Source organism: Methylobacterium sp. yr668, from assembly GCF_900116245.1.
Lineage (GTDB): Bacteria > Pseudomonadota > Alphaproteobacteria > Rhizobiales > Beijerinckiaceae > Methylobacterium.
Map to the genome: position 1 here is coordinate 44,328 of NZ_FOZY01000028.1, position 17,462 is coordinate 61,789.

Sequence of the window (17,462 nt, forward strand, 5' to 3'; positions counted from 1 at the left end):
GCGCGCGGGGGGACGGCACCGTCATCCGTCCGGGTCGTCGGCGCCCGTCTTACACCGCCGGTTGCATCAGCAAACAGCCGGGGGGCGCGCGTGCGCGCCGCAGCAGCTCACGGCGTCGCCGTCGCGCCCTGCTTCCGCGCGGTGACTTGCCGAAGCAGGCGTCCGAGCTGCTCGGCCGAGTAGGGTTTGTGCAGGACCGAGAATCCGTGCGCGCCGTCCTGCGCGAGGACGTGGCTGTAGCCTGAGGCCAGGAGCACCGGAAGCCGCGGCATCCGGCGCCTCAGTTCCTGCGCGAGGGCCAGCCCGCCCATCCCCGGCATCACTACGTCCGAGAACACGACGTCGAACTCCGTTCCCTCGGGTCCGAGCCGGTCCAAGGCTTCCTCGGCATTCGCGGCCCAGGTGGTCTCGTAACCGAGATCTTCCAGAATCTGCGTGGCGAAGGTGCCGACCTCGACGTTGTCCTCCACCACCAGAACGCGCTGGCCGGAACCGATGGGGGAGGCCGGCTCCGCGGGGGCGACGACGGCGTACGGCGCGGACTCGGCCGCGACTTCGGGCAGGTAGAGCGTGAAGGTCGTCCCCGCGCCGAGCACGCTCTCGACCGCGACATCGCCGCCGGACTGCTTCGCGAAGCCGAATACCTGGCTCAGGCCCAGGCCCGTCCCCTTGCCGACCTCCTTGGTGGTGAAGAACGGCTCGAAGATCCGGTCCAGCACGTTCGGGGCGATGCCGGAGCCGGTATCGGTGAGCGCGATCGCCGCGAACGGCCGCGCGCTCGCCGCGTGCCCGCGGATCGCCGGCAGAGGACAGGTGCAGGTCAATCGCAGCGTGAGGGTGCCCTCGCCGTCCATCGCGTCGCGCGCGTTGACGGCGATGTTCACCAGCGCCGTCTCGAACTGGCTCAGGTCGGCACGCACGGCGCAGGAGACTTCCGGGATCGCGGTGACGATCCGGATCCGCGCGCCCGTCACCGTGTCGAGCAGCTCGGCCACGGCCCGCAACCGGTCGCCGAGGTCGAAGACCTGCGGGTCCAGGGTCTGGCGGCGGGCGAAGGCGAGAAGCTGGCCGGTCAGCTTGGCGGCGCGATCGACCGTGTCGGACACCGCGTCGAGGTAGCGGGCCTTGCGCGCCTCGGGCAGCTCGGGCCGGCGCAGGAAGTCGACGGACGAGCGGATGATGGTGAGCAGGTTGTTGAAGTCGTGCGCCACGCCGCCGGTGAGCTGGCCCACGGCCTCCATCTTCTGCGACTGGCGCAGCGCCTCCTCGGTCTTGAGCAGCTCTCCGGTGCGCTCGGCGACACGGCTCTCCAGGGTCTCGTTCAACTCGCGCAGGCCGTCTTCCGCCAGCTTGCGGTCGTGGATGTCGGTCGATGTCCCGAACCAGGCGGTGATGGTCCCCCCGGGATCGCGCAGCGGTTCGGCCCGGGCCATGTACCAGCGATACGCGCCGTCGTGCCGTCGATAGCGCACCTCGATCTCGTAGGTGACGCCCCGCTCGCGCGCGTCCGCCCAGACCGCCGCCGTCCGCGCGCGATCGTCCGGATGCACCGCCTCGATCCAGCCATCGGGCAGCGACGCCTGCGTGTCGAGGCCGGTATACGCGCACCAGCGGTCGTTCAGGTAATGCAGGCGGCCGTCCGGCGAGGCGAACCAGACGAAGGCCGGCACGACGTCGGTCAGCGTGCGCAGCCGCGCCTCGGCCTCGCGGCGCTCGTCGATGTCGATGACCGAGCCGAAATAGCCGAGGAACGCGCCGTCGGAGGCGAACCGCGGCGACGCGGCGTCGAGCGCCCAGCGGTACCGGCCGTCCCCGTCCCGGAGGCGGTATTCGAGGCGGAACGACGCCCGGTCGGCGTTCGCCGCCAGGAACACCTGCTCGGAGTGGGCGCGGTCGTCGGGATGGATCGCGTCCAGCCAGCCGAGGCCGAGCGCCTCGGCCTCCGCCTGCCCGGTGAACTCGTACCAGCGCCGGTTGAGGTAGATGCACGCCCCGGTCTCGTCGGTGATCCAGGTCATCACCGGCGCGTCGTCCGCCATGGCGCGGAAGCGGGCCTCGCTCTCCCTGAGCCGCGCGTCGGCCTCGTGGCGGAACGTGACGTCGCTGGCCATCCCGAACCACTCGGTGACGGTCCCGTGCCGATCGATCAGCGGCACCGCGCGCGACAGCGTCCAGCCGACGCCGCCGTCGGCGCGCCGGACCCGGTGCTCGAGTTCGAACAGGCCCTTGCGGCTGACCGCATCGTTGACGGCGGCCATGACCTCGGACCTGTCGGCCGGATCGACGTAGCGGTCGAGCCAGCGCACGCTCGGCTCCGCCATGTCGGACAGGAAGCCGCGGCCGTGGAGCTGGCGCATCTCCTGCCAGTCCGGGCTCATGCGGTAGACCACGTCGGAGGTCGCGTGGACCAGGGCGCGGAGCCGCGCCTCGCTGAGCCGCAGGCTCGCCTCCGCGCCGACACGCTCGATATGCGCCCAGCAGCGCTCGGTCGCTTCGCGGATGAGCGCGAGCTCGGCGCGCGACCAGCGGTGAGGCCGCGCGTGGTGGACGGCCATCAGGGCGGCGAGCCGTCCGTCCTTCACCAGCGGCATGCAAATGGTGGCCGCGATCCCGATCGCCCGGAAGGCCTCGGCCTCGTGCGGGGCGAGCTCGGCGGCGTTGTCGTTGATGATGAGCGGCCGGCCGGCATTGAGTTCCTGGACGGCCAGGGCGCCGAAATCGGCGAGGCTGTAATGCCCGAGGATCGAGGGCGCCGTCGGCACGTGCCAGTTGCCGCGGATGGTGAAGCCGTCGCCGTCCGGATCCATGTCGGCGTAGGCGCAATTCGACAGGTTCAGGTGTGCGCCGACGCAGCGCGTGGTGATCTGTAAGATCGTGCCGGCGTCGCGGGCGTTCGCGGTTGCCTGGCCCAGCTGGTCGAGGAAGCCGAGGCGGCTCTCGTTCTCGGCGATCCGACGCTCGCTGAGGACGCGCTCGGTGATGTCGCGCACCGTGGCGAGCGTGCCGATCGGCGTCCCGTCGTCGTCCAGGATGGGCGTGTAGTCGAGGTCCATCCAGACCGTCTCCGGACGCCCGTGTCGCCAGAGCTCCAGTTCCTGGGCGCGGAAGCTGAGCGGGCGACCGGCCAGGCCGCTGGCGATCACGTGCGCGTTGAAGGCGCGGGCTTCCGGCCAGAGTTCCAGGAGACGCCCGCCGAGGGCCTCCGGATGGCGCGGGCCGCAGACCTCCGCGTAGCCCCGGTTGTAGACCAGGATCCCGTCGCTTCCCCAGATCGCCACCGTCGGGACCGGCGAGAGCAGCAGGGTCTGGACGATGGTCCGGACGGGCGCGGGCCAGGAGGCGATGGCCCCGAGCGGCGTCGCCGCCCAGTCATGACCGCGGATCAGGTCGCCGAGATCCCCGCCTCCGACCGGAGACCAGTTCTGCGGGACGGCCGCGCGCGTCATCGATGCGAATACCGAAACCGTTCCATCGCGGCGCTTGTCGACGCGCGGGCGCGCATCGTCAACATCCGCCGGGCCGGGCCGCGGGGTCCGGACGTTTCCTCCCGGAGGTGAATCCGCTAGGCGTGAAGGCCGGTTCAGAGCGCGCCTTCGCTTTTCGGCATCGTTCGCGCGTTCGCACCGAAACCGGTTTCGTTTTCGCCGCGCGGAGGTCTGAAGGCATGCTCTCGGAGCGTCAGAACGCGATCATGGACGTCGCCCGGACCGAGGGGCGCGTCTCGGTCGATGCCCTGTCCGGCCGGTTCGCGGTCAGCGTGCAGACCATCCGGAAGGACCTGAATGACCTCTGCGACGCGCGCCTCCTCTCGCGCATCCACGGCGGGGCGGTGCTCGGCGCGGGCGCCGAGAACCTCGACTACGAGGCACGCAACGCGATCGCGGCGCCCGAGAAGGCGGCGATCGCGCGCGCGGCCGCCGACCTGATCCCGGACCGCTCCTCGCTGTTCATCAATATCGGCACCACCACCGAGGCCGTCGCCCGGGCGCTGCTGAGCCATTCCGGCCTCATGGTCATCACCAACAACCTCAACGTCGCGCTCGCCCTGCGGCCCAGCCCGGAGATCGAGTGCATCGTGGCGGGTGGCCTGATCCGCCGCTCGGACGGTGGGATCGTCGGGGAGGCGGCGGTGGATTTCATCCGCCAGTTCAAGGTCGATTTCGCGGTGATCGGGGCCTCGGCGATCGACGAGGACGGGGCCCTCCTCGACTTCGACTATCGCGAGGTCCGGGTCGCGCAGGCGATCATCGCCAACGCCCGCCACGTCGTGCTGGTCGCCGATTCCACCAAGTTCGAGCGCAGCGCGCCGGTCCGGCTCGCCCAGCTCAGCCAGGTCGGCACCTTCGTGACCGATCGCTGCCCCAGCGACACGCTGCGCGACCTGTGCCGCGCGTCCGGAGTGCGGCTCGTCGAAACCGGTCGCTGAGCGTATCGGTTTCGATTGACTTTCCTTTGGTTTCGTATTCAATTCCTCTGCTTTCGCAGCCGCGCGTCCGACGCCGCGGCACGAGAGGGGGAGGATCATGCGGACGTTCGACGTTGCCGTCATCGGCGGAGGGATCAACGGCTGCGGCATCGCGCGGGACGCGGCCGGCCGGGGATACTCGGTGTCGCTGACCGAGCAGAATGACCTGGGCAGCGGCACCTCGTCATGGTCGACCAAGCTGATCCACGGCGGTCTGCGCTACTTGGAGCACTACGAGTTCCGCCTCGTGCGGGAGGCGCTGGCCGAGCGCGAGGTGCTCTGGCGGATCGCGCCCCACATCGTGCGCCCGCTGCGCTTCGTCCTGCCGCTCCACGCGGGCCTGCGTCCGGCCTGGCTGCTGCGGATCGGCCTGTTCCTCTACGACCATCTCGGTGGCCGCAAGCGCCTGCCCGGCACGCGCCCCGTGGACCTCTCCGGCCCCATCGGCGCCCCGCTCAAATCCGAGTTCCGGCGCGGCTTCGAGTACTCGGACGCGCGCGTCGACGACACGCGCCTGGTGGTGCTCAACGCGCGCGACGCCGAGGCGCGGGGCGCCGAGATCGCGGTGGGGACCCGCGTCGTCTCGGTCCGGCGCGAGGGCGATCTCTGGCGCATCGTCCGGCGCGAGCTTCGGACCGGCCGCGAGGAGGAGATCGCCGCGCGCTTCCTCGTCAACGCGGCCGGCCCCTGGGTCGACCGGGTGATCCAGGGCCCGCTCGGCCGGAGAGAGGCGAAGCACGTGCGCCTCGTGCAGGGCTCGCACATCGTGACGCGCAAGCTCTACGACCACGACCGGGCCTTCATCTTCCAGAACGCGGATGGACGGATCATCTTCGCGATCCCCTACGCGAACGACACGACGCTCGTCGGCACGACGGACCGCGACTTCTCCGGCGATCCCGCCGACGCGGCGATCACCGAGGAGGAGATCGCCTATCTCCTGAGCGCCGCCAGCGAGTACTTCGCGACGCCGCTTCGCCGGGAGGACATCGTCTGGTCCTTCTCGGGTGTGCGCCCCCTCTACGACGATCACGCCTCCGCGGCGCAGGAGGCGACGCGCGACTACGTGCTGAAGACGGACGGCGCGGCCGGCGAGGCGGCGGTGCTGAACATCTTCGGCGGCAAGATCACCACCTACCGCAAGCTAGCCGAGGATGCCCTGAAGGAGATCGGTCAGCGCCTCGGGGCGCGCGGCCGCTCGTGGACCGGAGGCGCCGCGCTGCCGGGCGGCGACTTCGCGGTGGACGGGGTGGCCGAGCTCGAGGCGCGCCTCGCCCGCACCGCGCCCCGGCTCGGCGCCGCCACGGTCCAGCGCATGGTGGCCGCCTACGGGACGGACGCGCTGCGCATCGCCTCGAATCTGGGACCCGATCTGGGACACGGCCTCCACGAGGGCGAGCTGCGCTGGATGATGGACCGGGAATGGGCCCGCACCGCCGAGGACGTTCTCTGGCGCCGGTCGAAGCTCGGTCTCGCCTTCTCGCCCGACGAGGTCGAGGCGCTCCGAGCGCGGATCGCGGCCATGACCGGCCGCACCGACGGCGCGATGGCCGCCGCCGTCTGATTCCGGCAAGGACGCAGCGAGACCGAGAGACGGCGACCCGGCCCGGCCGGAGAAGCGCCGCATCACAGGAGGAAACGATGCCGCGACCGGACCATGCCGTTTACCATCGCCACAGGTCGAGACCGGACGCGCGGATCGCGCGTCGGCGCGCCGATACGGCACGACGCTGAGCGCTGCACCTCAGCACCCCGTCCAATCCGAGATGCGCCCGGGATGAGCCCGGGTCCATCCGCGGTCTCAAGCACCAAGGCGCGCCATGATCGGCTTTCTCGCTCCCGCGGCCCACAGGCCACCCATTCAGACGGATCGCGTCGATCCGACCTACCGCAAGCTGCGCTGGCAGATCTTCGCGGGCATCTTTCTCGGCTATGCGGGCTATTACCTTCTGCGCAAGAACTTCTCGCTGGCGATGCCCTACCTCGTCGAGCAGGGCTACAGCCGCGGTGAGCTCGGCACCGCGCTCTCCGCCGTCGCGATCGCGTACGGTCTGTCCAAGTTCCTGATGGGCATGGTCTCGGACCGCTCCAACCCGCGCTACTTCCTGCCGATCGGCCTCGTGCTCTCGGCGCTGGTGATGTTCCTGTTCGGCTTCGTGCCCTGGGCGACCTCCAGCGTCGGCATCATGTTCGTGCTGCTGTTCCTCAACGGCTGGTTCCAGGGCATGGGTTGGCCGCCGAGCGGCCGCACGATGGTGCACTGGTGGTCCCAGAAGGAGCGCGGCGGCGTCGTCTCGGTCTGGAACGTGGCGCACAACGTCGGCGGTGGCCTGATCGGCCCGCTCTTCCTGCTCGGCTTGGCCTGGTTCAACGACTGGCACGCGGCGTTCTACGTGCCCGCCGCCGTGGCGCTCGGCGTCGCGGTCTTCGCCTTCATCACCATGCGCGACACGCCGCAATCCTGCGGGCTGCCCTCCGTGGAGGCCTGGAAGGACGATTATCCGGACGGCTACGACGCGAACCACGAGCGCGAGTTCTCCACGCGCGAGATCTTCGTCGAGCACGTGTTGAAGAACCGGATGCTCTGGTACATCGCCTTCGCCAACGTCTTCGTCTACCTGCTCCGCTACGGCGTGCTGGACTGGGCGCCGACCTACCTGAAGGAGGCCAAGCACTTCTCGGTCGACAAGACCTCCTGGGCCTACTTCCTCTACGAGTGGGCCGGCATTCCCGGTACCCTTCTCTGCGGCTGGCTGTCCGACAAGCTGTTTCGCGGCAACCGGGGCGCGACGGGCGTGGTGTTCATGTTCGGCGTCATGGCGGCGACGCTGGTCTACTGGCTCAATCCCGAGGGCAATCCGGGCGTCGATCTCGCGGCCCTGATCTGCATCGGCTTCCTGATCTACGGGCCGGTGATGCTGATCGGCCTTCAGGCCCTCGAGCTCGTGCCGAAGAAGGCGGCCGGAACGGCGGCGGGCTTCACGGGCCTGTTCGGGTATCTCGGCGGCTCCGTCGCGGCGAGCGCGCTGGTCGGCTACACGACCGACCATTACGGCTGGAACGGCTGCTTCATTCTCCTGCTGGCGGCCTGCGTCCTCGCGATCGTCTGCCTGTCGCTGACCCTGCGGCACAGCAGCACCGCGGTCGCGCAGCCTGCCTGAGCGGCGGTTTCCGGGCACGGCAGGGATGCTCAGGCTTCCTGCCGGCCCGTGCCGGTGCGATCGGGACGGGCGCCCGGAGCGGCCGTCCCGGCGCCGAGCGTGACGATCGGATCCTTCCGCCGGTCGTCAGGCCGTCACATCGCCCCGAGCGCCCGCGGGAGCCACAGGGACAGGGCGGGCCAGTAGGTCACCAGGACCAGGAAGGCCAGCATCGTCAGCAACCAGGGCAGTACGGCGACGGTCAGCTCGGAGATGCCCATATGGGCGATCCCGCTCGCCACGTAGAGGTTGAGCCCGACCGGCGGGTGGCACAGGCCGACCTCCATGTTGACCGCCATGATGATCCCGAAATGGATCGGGTCGATCCCGAGCTTGACCGCGATCGGGAACAGGATCGGCGCCATGATCAGCAGGATCGAGGACGGCTCCATCACGTTGCCGGCGATCAGCAGGATGATGTTGACGACGAGCAGGAAGACCAGCGGGCTGAAGTTCATGGCGATCAGCCACGCCGCCATCGTCTGCGGGATGTTCTCCGACGTCATCAGGAACGAGAACAGCACCGCGTTGGTGATGATGTAGAGCAGCATCGCGCTCATGTTGGCGGACGCGAGGAGCACGCGGGGCACGTCCGACAGCTTCAGGTCCCGGTAGACGAACACCGCGATGACGAAGGCGTAGACGGCCGCCGTCGCGGCCGCCTCGGTCGGGGTGAAGATGCCGGCGTAGATGCCGCCGATCACCATCACCACGAGGAACAGGCCCCAGGCGCTCTCGCGGAAGGCGCGCAGGCGCTCGGCCCAGGACGCCTTCGGCATGCGCGGATAGCCGCGGCGCTTGGCGATGACGAAGGTGACGCTCGCCAGCATCGCCGACAGGACGATTCCGGGCATCACACCGGCGAGGAACAGGTTGCCGATCGAGGAATTCGTCGACACCCCGTAGAGCACGAGGATGATCGAGGGCGGCACGAGGATGCCGAGCGCCCCCGAGGTGGTGATCACCCCGGCGCCGAAGCGCCGTGGGTAGCCCTCCGCCACCATGGCGGGCAGGATGATCGAGCCGATCGCCACCACGGTCGCCACGCTCGACCCCGACACGGCGGCGAACAGCGCGCAGGCGACCACGCCGGCGAGGCCGAGGCCGCCCGGCCAGTGCCCGACGAGGGAGGTCGTGAAGGCGATCATCCGCCGCGCCACGCCGCCATGGGCCAGGAAGTTGCCGGCGAGGATGAAGAACGGGATCGCCATGATCGAGAAGTTCTCGATCCCGGTGAACAGCTTGAGCGCGACGCTCTCGATCGGCACCTGCGTGAGGGTGAACAGGAAGGTCAGCACCGTCAGGCCGAGCGCGATCGAGATCGGCATGCCGGTGAGCATGAGGGCGATGAGCAGCCCGAAGATGATCAGGCCGCTCATGCGGGGCCTCCCTCGCGGCCGAGCTGGATCGGGTCGACACCCTCGACGGTCGGGACGCCGTCGACATGGGCGTGATCGCGGGCGGGCAGATGCCCGGTCTTCCAGTAGCTCCACGCGACCTGCAGGAAGCGGAAGCACATCAGGTAGGAGCCGAGCGGGATCGCAAGGTAGACGATCCAGACCGGGATCTCCATGTCGGGCGTCGTCTGGTCGGTGTGGCCGATGCGCCAGACGAAGTTCGTGCCGAGCGTGCCGACGATTCCGGTGAACAGCGCGCCCGCCGCGAGGCTGACCAGGACCATCACCCGGCGCGCGCCCGGCGGCAGGCGGTTGACCAGCACGTCGACGCCGACGTGGATGCCGGTGCGCACGCCGTAGGCCGCGCCGAACTTCGCCACCCAGATGAACATGTAGATGCACAGTTCCTGCGACCAGCCGAAGTCGATCCGGTCGGTGTAGTCCTGCAGCGCCGGGATGCCGGAGAGGAACCGGTGCACCACCGTGGCGAAGGTGATGACGGTCGCGGCCGCCATCAGGGTTCCGATCAGCACCTCTTCGAGCCGATCGAGCAGTTTCAGCAACATGGTCGGTCCGGGCGCTGCTGCGGCGGGATCAGTTGTTCGGCGCCGCCTCGGCTTCCTTGTTCAGCGCCGCGACCAGATCCTTGCCGACGCGGGAGGCCATCTCGCGCTGGACCGGCGCCAGGGCCTTGCGCCACGCGGCGTTCTCGGCATCGGTCGGAGTGTAGACCTCGGTCTTGCCGGTGGCGCGGATGTCGGCGAGCGCCTTCTCATTCTGCTTGTCGGCGATCTCGTGCTCGTAGGCGGTCGCGTCCTTGATGGCGCCCTCGAGGGTGGTGCGGATGTCGGCCGGCAGCCCGTCCCAGAAGCCCTTGTTCACGATGACCGCGTAGCCGATGTAGCCGTGGTAGGTCAGCGTGGCGTGCTTCTGCACCTCGTTGAGCTTCTGGGTCGTCACGTTCGACGGCGGGTTCTCCTGGCCGTCGACCACGCCGGTCTGCAGCGCCTGGTAGAGTTCGGAGAAGGCGAGCACCTGCGGCAGCGCCCCGAGCTGCTTGAACTGCGCCTCCAGAACCTTCGAGGACTGGATCCGGAACTTCAGGCCCTTCACGTCCTCGGGGGCGTGCATCGGCTTGTTGGCGGTGAGGATCTTGAAGCCGTTGTCCCAGTAGCCGAGGCCCTTGATCCCCTTGGTCTCGAGCTTCTTGAACAGGCCCTGGCCGATCGGCCCGTCCTGGACGCGCCGCAGCACCTGCTCATTGGGGAAGATGTAGGGCAGGTCGAAGGCCTCGAACTCCTTCACGCCGAGGGGCCCGAACTTGCTCGTGGACGGCGCCAGCATCTGCACGGCGCCGAGCTGGAGCATCTCCACCTCCTCCTTGTCCTTGTAGAGCGTGCTGTTGGGGTAGATCTCGACCTTGACCGCGCCCTTGGTGCGCTCCTCGGCGAGCTGCTTGAACCGCTCGGCGCCCTGGCCCTTGGGCGTGTCGGTGGTGGTGACGTGGCTGAACTTGATGACGATGGGGCTCTGCGCCGCGGCCGGCGTGACGAAGGCGAGCGCACACACGAGCGCACCGAGTATCCGAGCCGTCATCGCGTCCTCCCAGACCTGAGCCCGCGTCGTTGCGCGGATTGAATTTTGGATAGACTTGCAGGTGAGCGCGGTGGCGACAAGCGCGAAAGTGCGACGCCGGGGGGAAGATGTCGCCCGCACAAACGTTTCGGTCTTGATGCGGGCGGCAATGGGACCGGGCCCCGACGCGTCAGGTCCTGTCGCGCCCCCCGATGAAAGCCTGCACGGCCTCCCGATGCTCGGGCGTCGCGGTGACGACGGCGTAGTGCGAGGAGATCAGGTCTAGGTTGGTGCGCAGGTCGTTGCGCATGCCTTGGTAGACCGCGCGCTTGATCAGGCTCAGCGTCAGCGGCGGCGCCTTGGCGATTTTCCGCGCCAGCGCTGCCACGGCCGGCATCAGGTCCGCGTCGGCGTGGACGCCGTTGACGAGGCCGATCCGCAGGGCCTCGTCGACATCGACGAAATCGCCGGTGAAGAACAGCTCCAGCGCCTTCGCGGTCCCGACAAGGCGGGGCAGGAAATGGGCGCCGCCCGCGCCCGGGACGAGGCCGACCCGCACGTAGGTCTCGGCGAAGCGGGCGCTCCTGGCGGCGAAGCGCAGGTCGCACATCAGGGCGAGGTCGAGGCCGGCGCCGGTGGCCACGCCGTTCAGGGCGGCGATCACCGGCTTGTCGAGATCCTCCAGCGTCAGCGGGATGCGCTGGATCCGCCCGTAAAGCTCCTCCTTGCGTCGTGCCGGCGGCTGGTCGAGGCGCTCGCCCATCTCGACGATGTCGCCGCCGCTGCAGAAGGCCGAGCCCGCGCCGGTCACCACCACGACGCGGATCGCCGCGTCGGTGCGGCAGCGCCGCAGGGCCTCCGTCCAGGCCTCGATCATCGGGAAGGTGAAGGCGTTCTTCCGCTCGGGCCGGTTCAGCGTGATGGTCGCCACCCCGTCGGCGACGGAGAACAGCAGGTCCTCCCCCGCGCCGCCTGTCTCGCCCGCGCTGCTCATTGGACGGTCTCCTCAAGGGTCAGGGCGGCGATCTCGGCCGGGTCGAGCCCGGCCTCGGCCAGGACCTCGGCGGTGTGCTCGCCGTGCCGGGGGGCGTGGCGGCGGATCGCGAAGCGGCTGCCGCTGAACGAGACCGGCCGGCGCATGGTGCGGTAGCGCCCCTCGCTCGGGTGCTCGGCGCTGCCGAAGAAGCCCACCGCCTTCAGGTGCGCGTCCTCCGGCAGGTCCTCCAGGCCGAGGACCGGCATGCACGGGATGCTCACCGAATCGCAGAACGCCACCCACTCGGCGGTGGTCCGGCGCGGCGCCTCCACCTCGATCAGGGCGTAGAGGATCTCGATGTTCTCCACCCGCACGGCGAGCGGCGCGAAGCGGGGATCGTCCACGAACTCGAGCCGGCCGGTGTGGATGAAGAAGTCGCGCCAGTTCCGGTCGGAATAGGGCAGGATGCAGGCGTGGCCGTCCCGGGTCCGGTAGGGCTTGCGCCGCGGGCTCAGGACCCGGTTGAAGCCCGGCGGACCGAGCGGCGGCTCGAAGGCGTAGCCGACCATGTGCTCGACGAAGTTGAACTCCACCATGGTCTCGAACATCGGCACCTCGACCGCCTGCCCGCCGCCGCCGGCCCGGCGCTCGTAGAGGGCGGCGAGGATCGCGCAGGCGATGGCCTGTCCGGCGATCTTGTCGCACAGCACCGTGGGCAGGTAGCCGGGCTGGCCATAGGCGGCGGTCTGGAGTGCCGCGAGGCCCGAGCCCGCCTGGATCAGGTCGTCGTAGGCCGCCTTGTGGGCGTAGGGGCCGTCGGCCCCGAACCCGTAGGCGCCGCAGAAGACGATGTCGGGCCTGAGTGCGCGCACCCGCTCGTAGCCGTAGCCCAGTCGCAGGATCGCGTCGGGCCGCATGGAGTGGACGAAGACGTCGGCCGTGGCGATCAGCCGGTCGAGGGCGGCCCGCGCCGCCGGCCGCTTCAGGTCGAGGCGGACGCTGCGCTTGTTGCGGTTGAGGTGCAGGAAGTTGCCGCCCATCCCGGCGCCGCGGGCAGGCCGGTAATGCCGGAAGGAATCGCCCTCCGGCGTCTCGATCTTGATCACGTCGGCGCCGAGATCGGCCAGCATATGGGTCGCCGAGGGCCCCATGATCACGCTGGTCAGGTCGACGACCCGCACGCCCGCGAGCGGGCCGGCCGTGTTCGTCTCAGGGGGCTGAGTCTCGGCGGAGTGATCCGGCACGCACAGGTCTCCCATCTCAGCCGGCGCCGCCCCGGAGCCGGACCAGCATCGGCCAGAGGGCCGCGCCGCCACCCTCGCAGACCGCGCGCCCGATCCGCTCCTGCCAGAGGGCGTCGGATCCGAACTCGTCGCGCCAGGACCACAACCGCCGCGTCGCGCGGTGGAGCGGGTGCTCCTGGGTGAAGCCCATGGCCCCGTGGATCTGGTGGCCGATCGCCGCGACGTGGCCCGCCGCCTCGCCGCAGCGCGCCTTGGCGATGGCGGTGGCGAGGACGAAGCGCGGGTCGCCCCAGCAGGCGGCGGCAAGGTCGGCGGCCGCAGTCGCGGCCGCGACGTGGCCCGCGGCCTCGGCCAGCATGTGCTGGATCGCCTGGAACTTGGCGAGCGGCCGGCCGAATTGCTGCCGCTCCTGGGCGTGAGCGAGGGCGGAGCCGAGGCAGGTCTCCAGGGCGCCCACCATCTGCTGCGCCCGGACCCAGGCGCCGACGGCCTCGACGGACGGCACGCCCGCGCCGGTCGCCCAGCCCGGCGCAGCGCGGACATCCTCGGCCGGGACGGTGTGGCCGGTCAGATCGAGCGTGTCGCGCGGCTCGCCCGCGAGATTGTGGTGCGTGTCACGGATCGTCTCGGGGGCGGCGATCCTCACGAGGTGCGGGACGCCGGCCGCGTCGACGGCGTCGAGGAGCAGGGCCGCGACCGAACCGCCCCAGGGCACCTGCGCGACCCGTCCGTCCAGGACGAAGCCCTCCGCGTGCGGCGCGATCCGCACGGGGCCACCGCCCGGGGCCAGCGACAGGGCGCCGTCGCCCGCCTGTCCCCCCGCGGCGACCCAGAGCGCCGCGCCCGCGACGGTCTCCGGCAGGGGCAGGGGGAGGGCGGCCCGGCCGCAGCGTCGGATCAGCCGGGCGGCGGTGGTGGCGGCGAGGCCGATCCCGCCCTCCGCCTCGGGCACCAGCGCCAGCGGCAGGCCGTTCTCGGCGAGCGCCGTCCAGAGATCCGCCGGCCAGAGATCCGCCGCCCTTGCGGCCGCGCCCGCGGCCCCGTCGCAGGCGGCCTGCAGCGCCGGCGTGAGGTGCTGGGCGAGCAGCCGCTCGACCTGATCGAGGACGATCCCGTCGACCGCGTCGCCGGCCTCGGCGTGCTCCATCCGGCTCATCGCAGCCCCAGCCCCCGGGCGATGACGCCGCGCAGGACCTCGCGGGTGCCGCCGCGCAGCGTGAAGGACGGTGCCCGCAGGGTCACGCCGCCCAGAGCCTCGCGGAAGGCGTCGCCCTGCGCGGTGAGGCTCGGCTCGACCGGCACCAGCCGCCGGGCGATCTCCGGCACCGCGCGCTCGAAGCTGTTGCCGACATCCTTGACGAGCGCCGCCTCGACGCCCGGCACGACGCCCTGGTCGAGGAGGCGCGCAACCGAGGCCGACATCCCGAGGAGCGCGGTGAGCTGCGCCACCATACGCCCGGTCTCGACCGCCTGGAACCGGTCCGGCTCCGGCCCGATCCGGTCGACGAGTTCGACGAGCAGCCGGTAATCCGACAGGAAGCGGTCGGGCCCCGAGCGCTCGAAGGCGAGCTCTTCGGTGACGAGGCCCCAGCCCGCGCCCTCGGCGCCGACCCGCATCGCGTCGGCGACGCGGTGATCGGTGAAGAACACCTCGTTGAACTCGTGGTGGCCCGACAGGTCGAGGATCGGCCGCACCGTCACCCCGGGGGCCGCCATGTCGACGATGAACTGGGTCAGCCCGCCGTGCCGGTCCGGCCCCGGCTCGCCGGTCCGGACCAGGGCCAGCAGGTAGTCGACCTGATGGGCGTTCGTCGTCCAGATCTTGGAGCCGTTGATCACCCAATCGTCGCCGTCGCGGACCGCGCGGGTCCGGACGGCGGCGAGGTCCGAGCCGGAATTCGGCTCGCTCATGCCGATGCCGAAGGCGCACTCGCCCCGGCAGATCCGCGGCAGGATCGCCCGCTTGGCCGCCTCGGTGCCGTGCCGCAGGATCTGCGGGCCCGACTGGCGGTCGGCGATCCAGTGCGCGCCGCAGGGGGCGCCGGCCGCCAGCATCTCCTCGGTGACGACGAAGCGGACGAGGCCGGAGCGGCCGTGGCCGCCATAGGCCTCCGGCAGGGTCAGGCCGATGAGGCCCGCGGCCCCCGCGCGCCGGCTGAAGGCGGCGTCGAAGGTCGTCCACGAGGTCCGGTGCGGGACGAAATGCCCGGCCGCCCGTTCCGCGTCGAGGAAGGCGCGGACGGACGCGCGGGCGGCCTCGGCCTCGGGCGGGAGCGGCTCGGCGCTGAAGCGGAAACTGTGCATCGGGGCTCCCTGAGCGGCGGGACGGGCTGGCGGCGCCGAATCCGCGGCGCTCAGCTGCCGTCGCGGCCCTCGAGGCCGGGGAAGAAGATCTCCTGCCAGTCGCCCGGCACCTTCCGCAGGAAGCCCTGCGTCGCCATCGCCTTGGCGAGGGCGACCATTCCCTTCGGGGCCACGTCGTATACGATGGAACCGTCGGTCAGGATCGCCTCAACTTGCGCGCGGTCGATCTGAACCTGCTCCGAGGCGAGATAGATCGACGCCGCGCGCTTGGGGTCGCTGCGGATCAGCGCCACCGCATCCTCCATCCCGGCGCGGATCGCCTGCGCGACCTTCGGGTTCGCGTCGACGAACCCCTGCTTCGCGTTCAGGGTCGCGGCGGTGATGTCGCCGCTGCCGATCAGGCCGGTCGAGGTCATGACCGTCCGGATCTTCGGATCCGCCTGCAGCACCTGGGTGAAGGGCGGCGTCGCGAAGTAGCCGGCGATGCCCTGTCCGGCGCGCATCGCCGCGGTGGCGTCCGGATGGGGCAGGCTTACCATCAGCGCGTCGGCCTTGGCCGATCCGCCGAGCTGCTGGGCCGCCGCGACCCGTAGCAGGATCGCCTGAGGCGAGTTGAAGGCCGGGACCGCGATCTTGTCGCCGAAGGTGAAGTCCTTCAGTGCGGTCACGCCGGGCTTGCCGGTGAATAGCGTGTAGACGACCGAGCTCAGGGCGGTGAGGCTCTTGATCTGCTGGCTCCCGCGGGTCTTGTCCCAGGCGATCAGGGCACCGGCTGAGCCGAGGGTGCCGAGTTCGACGCTGTCGGAGAGCAGCGCGTCGTTCATCGCCGTCGAGCCGCTGAAGCGGGTCAGCGTGACCGACAATCCGTCGAGCCCCGCCGCCTTGGCGCGTTTGTCGAACAGCCCCTCGCTCTGCGCGATCATCACCGGCAGGTAGACGAGGCCGTATTGCAGGCCGATGCGGACGGAGGCCGTCTCGGCCCGCGCCGCCCCGCCGAGGGACGGGAGCATCAGCGCGGCGGCGAGGAGGCGCGCGGCGACGGCCGCGTGGCGGAGCGACATCGGCATTCCTCCCGAGCAGGGCCGCGCTTGCCGCGCGGTCTCCCGGTGCCGGTCAGTCAGGCGGGTCCGACACCACGCACGAGTAGGGCAGAGCCCGCACCCGGCATCAACCGCCATCGCCCATATGCTAAAGAATATCACATATATGATGGGAGTCGCCGGGCATGCCGGATCTATAGTGCCGGAGAGCGGCGCGGGCTGTTGGCGCGGCGGAGAAGGGAACGTGCCTGCGATGCGCCGCGATCACCACGGATTCGCGCGTGGGCGACCTGGGCCGTTTCGAGCTGTGCGGCTTCCGGGACTGTCGTTTCGCGCGTCGCGTCATGGTTGAGCGCATCGCTCCGCGGGGCACCGCGTCCACCGACCTGACGGTGGGGGCTGATCCCGCCGGTTCGGATGTGGCCCTGGTGAAGTCCGCCGGACGGGTGCTTCAGATCCTGGAGCTGTTCGACGAGATCCAGCGGGAAGCCAGGGTCTCCGAGATCGCCGAGCGGCTGAGCGTCCCGCAATCCTCGACGTCGGTGCTCCTGAAGAGCCTCGTCCGGCTCGGCTATCTCGACTACGACCCGGCGAGCCGCAGCTTCCTGCCGTCGCCCCGGGTGGCGCTCCTCGGCGCGTGGCTCGACAAGGGACCGGTGCGCGACGGCAGCCTCGTGCGCATGCTCGAGCACCTGTCGGAGCGCACGGGCGGGACGGTGATCCTCGCCGCGCGCAACGCGATCTTCTCGCAGTACGTCCACGTCCTGCAGGCGCGCACCGCCATGCGCTTCCACGTTCCGCCCGGGACGCGCCGCCTCGTCGTCTGGTCGGCGACTGGCACCGCGCTCCTCGCCGACAGCCCGGAGGCCGAGATCGGTCCGCTGGTCCGCCGCACGAACGCGGAGGCGCCGGCCGAGCAGCCGCCGATCGCGGTCGCGGCCGTCCTGACCAACCTGGCGCGGCTGCGGCTGGACGGGCACTTCCTCTCCCGCGGGCTCGTCACGCCGGGCGCCGGCTCGATCGCGGTCCCGCTGCCCCGGCGCATCGACAGCAAGGGCCGCCCGCTGGCGGTCGCCGTGTCCGGCCTGCTCGACGAGTTCGAGCGTCGGGAAGCGGAGATCGCCGCGACGATCCACGACGCGGTGGCGCGGTTCCTGCCGGAGGATCCGTCGCGGCCCTGATGCCGGTCGCCGTCGACCCCGCCGTCACCTCCGAACGCCGCGCACGGCTGCAGATCGAGGATTGCGGGGCTGATCGGCCC

13 protein-coding genes are annotated in these 17,462 nt (G+C 70.7%); 4 read left to right on the top strand and 9 right to left on the bottom strand.

Going from position 1 to position 17,462, the window contains the following annotated elements; all coding sequences use genetic code 11:
• Positions 1 to 107: 107 nt before the first annotated feature.
• Positions 108 to 3,446, bottom strand: a complete 3,339-nt coding sequence (locus BM419_RS25225; RefSeq protein WP_091928035.1) for a PAS domain S-box protein — start codon at positions 3,444 to 3,446, stop codon at positions 108 to 110.
• A gap of 218 nt (positions 3,447 to 3,664) precedes the next feature.
• Here BM419_RS25225 and BM419_RS25230 point away from each other — a divergent pair, with 218 nt between their 5' ends.
• The 3 genes from BM419_RS25230 to glpT all read left to right on the top strand — a co-directional run bounded on the left by BM419_RS25230 (position 3,665) and on the right by glpT (position 7,626).
• On the top strand, positions 3,665 to 4,426 hold the full coding sequence (locus BM419_RS25230; RefSeq protein WP_020093146.1) for a DeoR/GlpR family DNA-binding transcription regulator: 762 nt from the start codon (positions 3,665 to 3,667) through the stop codon (positions 4,424 to 4,426).
• A gap of 97 nt (positions 4,427 to 4,523) precedes the next feature.
• Complete coding sequence (gene glpD, locus BM419_RS25235; protein WP_091928036.1) at positions 4,524 to 6,029, top strand: glycerol-3-phosphate dehydrogenase; 1,506 nt, start codon at positions 4,524 to 4,526, stop codon at positions 6,027 to 6,029.
• A 256-nt stretch (positions 6,030 to 6,285) separates the two neighbouring features.
• Positions 6,286 to 7,626 (top strand): glycerol-3-phosphate transporter, encoded by a 1,341-nt coding sequence (gene glpT, locus BM419_RS25240; protein ID WP_020093148.1) that lies wholly within the window; start codon positions 6,286 to 6,288, stop codon positions 7,624 to 7,626.
• Between the two features lie 134 nt (positions 7,627 to 7,760).
• Here the strand turns inward: glpT and BM419_RS25245 are convergent, their stop codons facing one another.
• The 8 genes from BM419_RS25245 to BM419_RS25280 all read right to left on the bottom strand — a co-directional run bounded on the left by BM419_RS25245 (position 7,761) and on the right by BM419_RS25280 (position 16,222).
• Positions 7,761 to 9,044 carry a TRAP transporter large permease gene (locus tag BM419_RS25245; protein ID WP_056533341.1) on the bottom strand — a complete coding sequence of 428 codons (1,284 nt, stop codon included), beginning with the start codon at positions 9,042 to 9,044 and terminating at the stop codon, positions 7,761 to 7,763.
• Positions 9,041 to 9,628 (bottom strand): TRAP transporter small permease, encoded by a 588-nt coding sequence (locus BM419_RS25250; RefSeq protein ID WP_020093150.1) that lies wholly within the window; start codon positions 9,626 to 9,628, stop codon positions 9,041 to 9,043. The genes BM419_RS25245 and BM419_RS25250 overlap by 4 nt, the downstream gene beginning before the upstream one ends.
• A gap of 28 nt (positions 9,629 to 9,656) precedes the next feature.
• Positions 9,657 to 10,658: a TRAP transporter substrate-binding protein gene (locus BM419_RS25255; protein ID WP_091928037.1), complete on the bottom strand. Its 1,002-nt coding sequence runs from the start codon at positions 10,656 to 10,658 to the stop codon at positions 9,657 to 9,659.
• A gap of 169 nt (positions 10,659 to 10,827) precedes the next feature.
• A complete protein-coding gene (locus tag BM419_RS25260) occupies positions 10,828 to 11,631 on the bottom strand; it encodes an enoyl-CoA hydratase/isomerase family protein (RefSeq protein WP_091928038.1) in 804 nt (267 codons plus the stop codon).
• The gene (locus BM419_RS25265; protein WP_091928055.1) at positions 11,628 to 12,857 is read right to left on the bottom strand and encodes a CaiB/BaiF CoA transferase family protein; all 1,230 of its coding nucleotides are present in this window, start codon (positions 12,855 to 12,857) and stop codon (positions 11,628 to 11,630) included. Before BM419_RS25265 ends, BM419_RS25260 begins: the two co-directional genes overlap by 4 nt.
• A gap of 16 nt (positions 12,858 to 12,873) precedes the next feature.
• Positions 12,874 to 14,004, bottom strand: coding sequence for an acyl-CoA dehydrogenase family protein (locus tag BM419_RS25270; protein WP_244540856.1), 1,131 nt, complete (start codon positions 14,002 to 14,004; stop codon positions 12,874 to 12,876).
• Between the two features lie 5 nt (positions 14,005 to 14,009).
• Positions 14,010 to 15,161 carry an acyl-CoA dehydrogenase family protein gene (locus BM419_RS25275; protein ID WP_091928040.1) on the bottom strand — a complete coding sequence of 384 codons (1,152 nt, stop codon included), beginning with the start codon at positions 15,159 to 15,161 and terminating at the stop codon, positions 14,010 to 14,012.
• 50 nt (positions 15,162 to 15,211) lie between these two features.
• Complete coding sequence (locus BM419_RS25280; protein WP_244540857.1) at positions 15,212 to 16,222, bottom strand: ABC transporter substrate-binding protein; 1,011 nt, start codon at positions 16,220 to 16,222, stop codon at positions 15,212 to 15,214.
• Positions 16,223 to 16,629: 407 nt separating this feature from the next.
• On the opposite strand from BM419_RS25280, the gene BM419_RS25285 reads away from it, so the two are divergent.
• Entirely contained in the window at positions 16,630 to 17,382 is a 753-nt protein-coding gene (locus BM419_RS25285) for an IclR family transcriptional regulator (protein WP_244540858.1), read from the top strand.
• Positions 17,383 to 17,462: the final 80 nt, after the last annotated feature.

What these genes read in the sequence shown, in the direction of transcription:
- BM419_RS25225 (WP_091928035.1), bottom strand. Translation starts at nt 3,446, where the DNA reads ATGACGCGCGCGGCCGTCCCGCAGAACTGGTCTCCGGTCGGAGGCGGG.
- BM419_RS25230 (WP_020093146.1), top strand. Translation starts at nt 3,665, where the DNA reads ATGCTCTCGGAGCGTCAGAACGCGATCATGGACGTCGCCCGGACCGAG.
- glpD (WP_091928036.1), top strand. Translation starts at nt 4,524, where the DNA reads ATGCGGACGTTCGACGTTGCCGTCATCGGCGGAGGGATCAACGGCTGC.
- glpT (WP_020093148.1), top strand. Translation starts at nt 6,286, where the DNA reads ATGATCGGCTTTCTCGCTCCCGCGGCCCACAGGCCACCCATTCAGACG.
- BM419_RS25245 (WP_056533341.1), bottom strand. Translation starts at nt 9,044, where the DNA reads ATGAGCGGCCTGATCATCTTCGGGCTGCTCATCGCCCTCATGCTCACC.
- BM419_RS25250 (WP_020093150.1), bottom strand. Translation starts at nt 9,628, where the DNA reads ATGTTGCTGAAACTGCTCGATCGGCTCGAAGAGGTGCTGATCGGAACC.
- BM419_RS25255 (WP_091928037.1), bottom strand. Translation starts at nt 10,658, where the DNA reads ATGACGGCTCGGATACTCGGTGCGCTCGTGTGTGCGCTCGCCTTCGTC.
- BM419_RS25260 (WP_091928038.1), bottom strand. Translation starts at nt 11,631, where the DNA reads ATGAGCAGCGCGGGCGAGACAGGCGGCGCGGGGGAGGACCTGCTGTTC.
- BM419_RS25270 (WP_244540856.1), bottom strand. Translation starts at nt 14,004, where the DNA reads ATGGAGCACGCCGAGGCCGGCGACGCGGTCGACGGGATCGTCCTCGAT.
- BM419_RS25275 (WP_091928040.1), bottom strand. Translation starts at nt 15,161, where the DNA reads ATGCACAGTTTCCGCTTCAGCGCCGAGCCGCTCCCGCCCGAGGCCGAG.
- BM419_RS25280 (WP_244540857.1), bottom strand. Translation starts at nt 16,222, where the DNA reads ATGTCGCTCCGCCACGCGGCCGTCGCCGCGCGCCTCCTCGCCGCCGCG.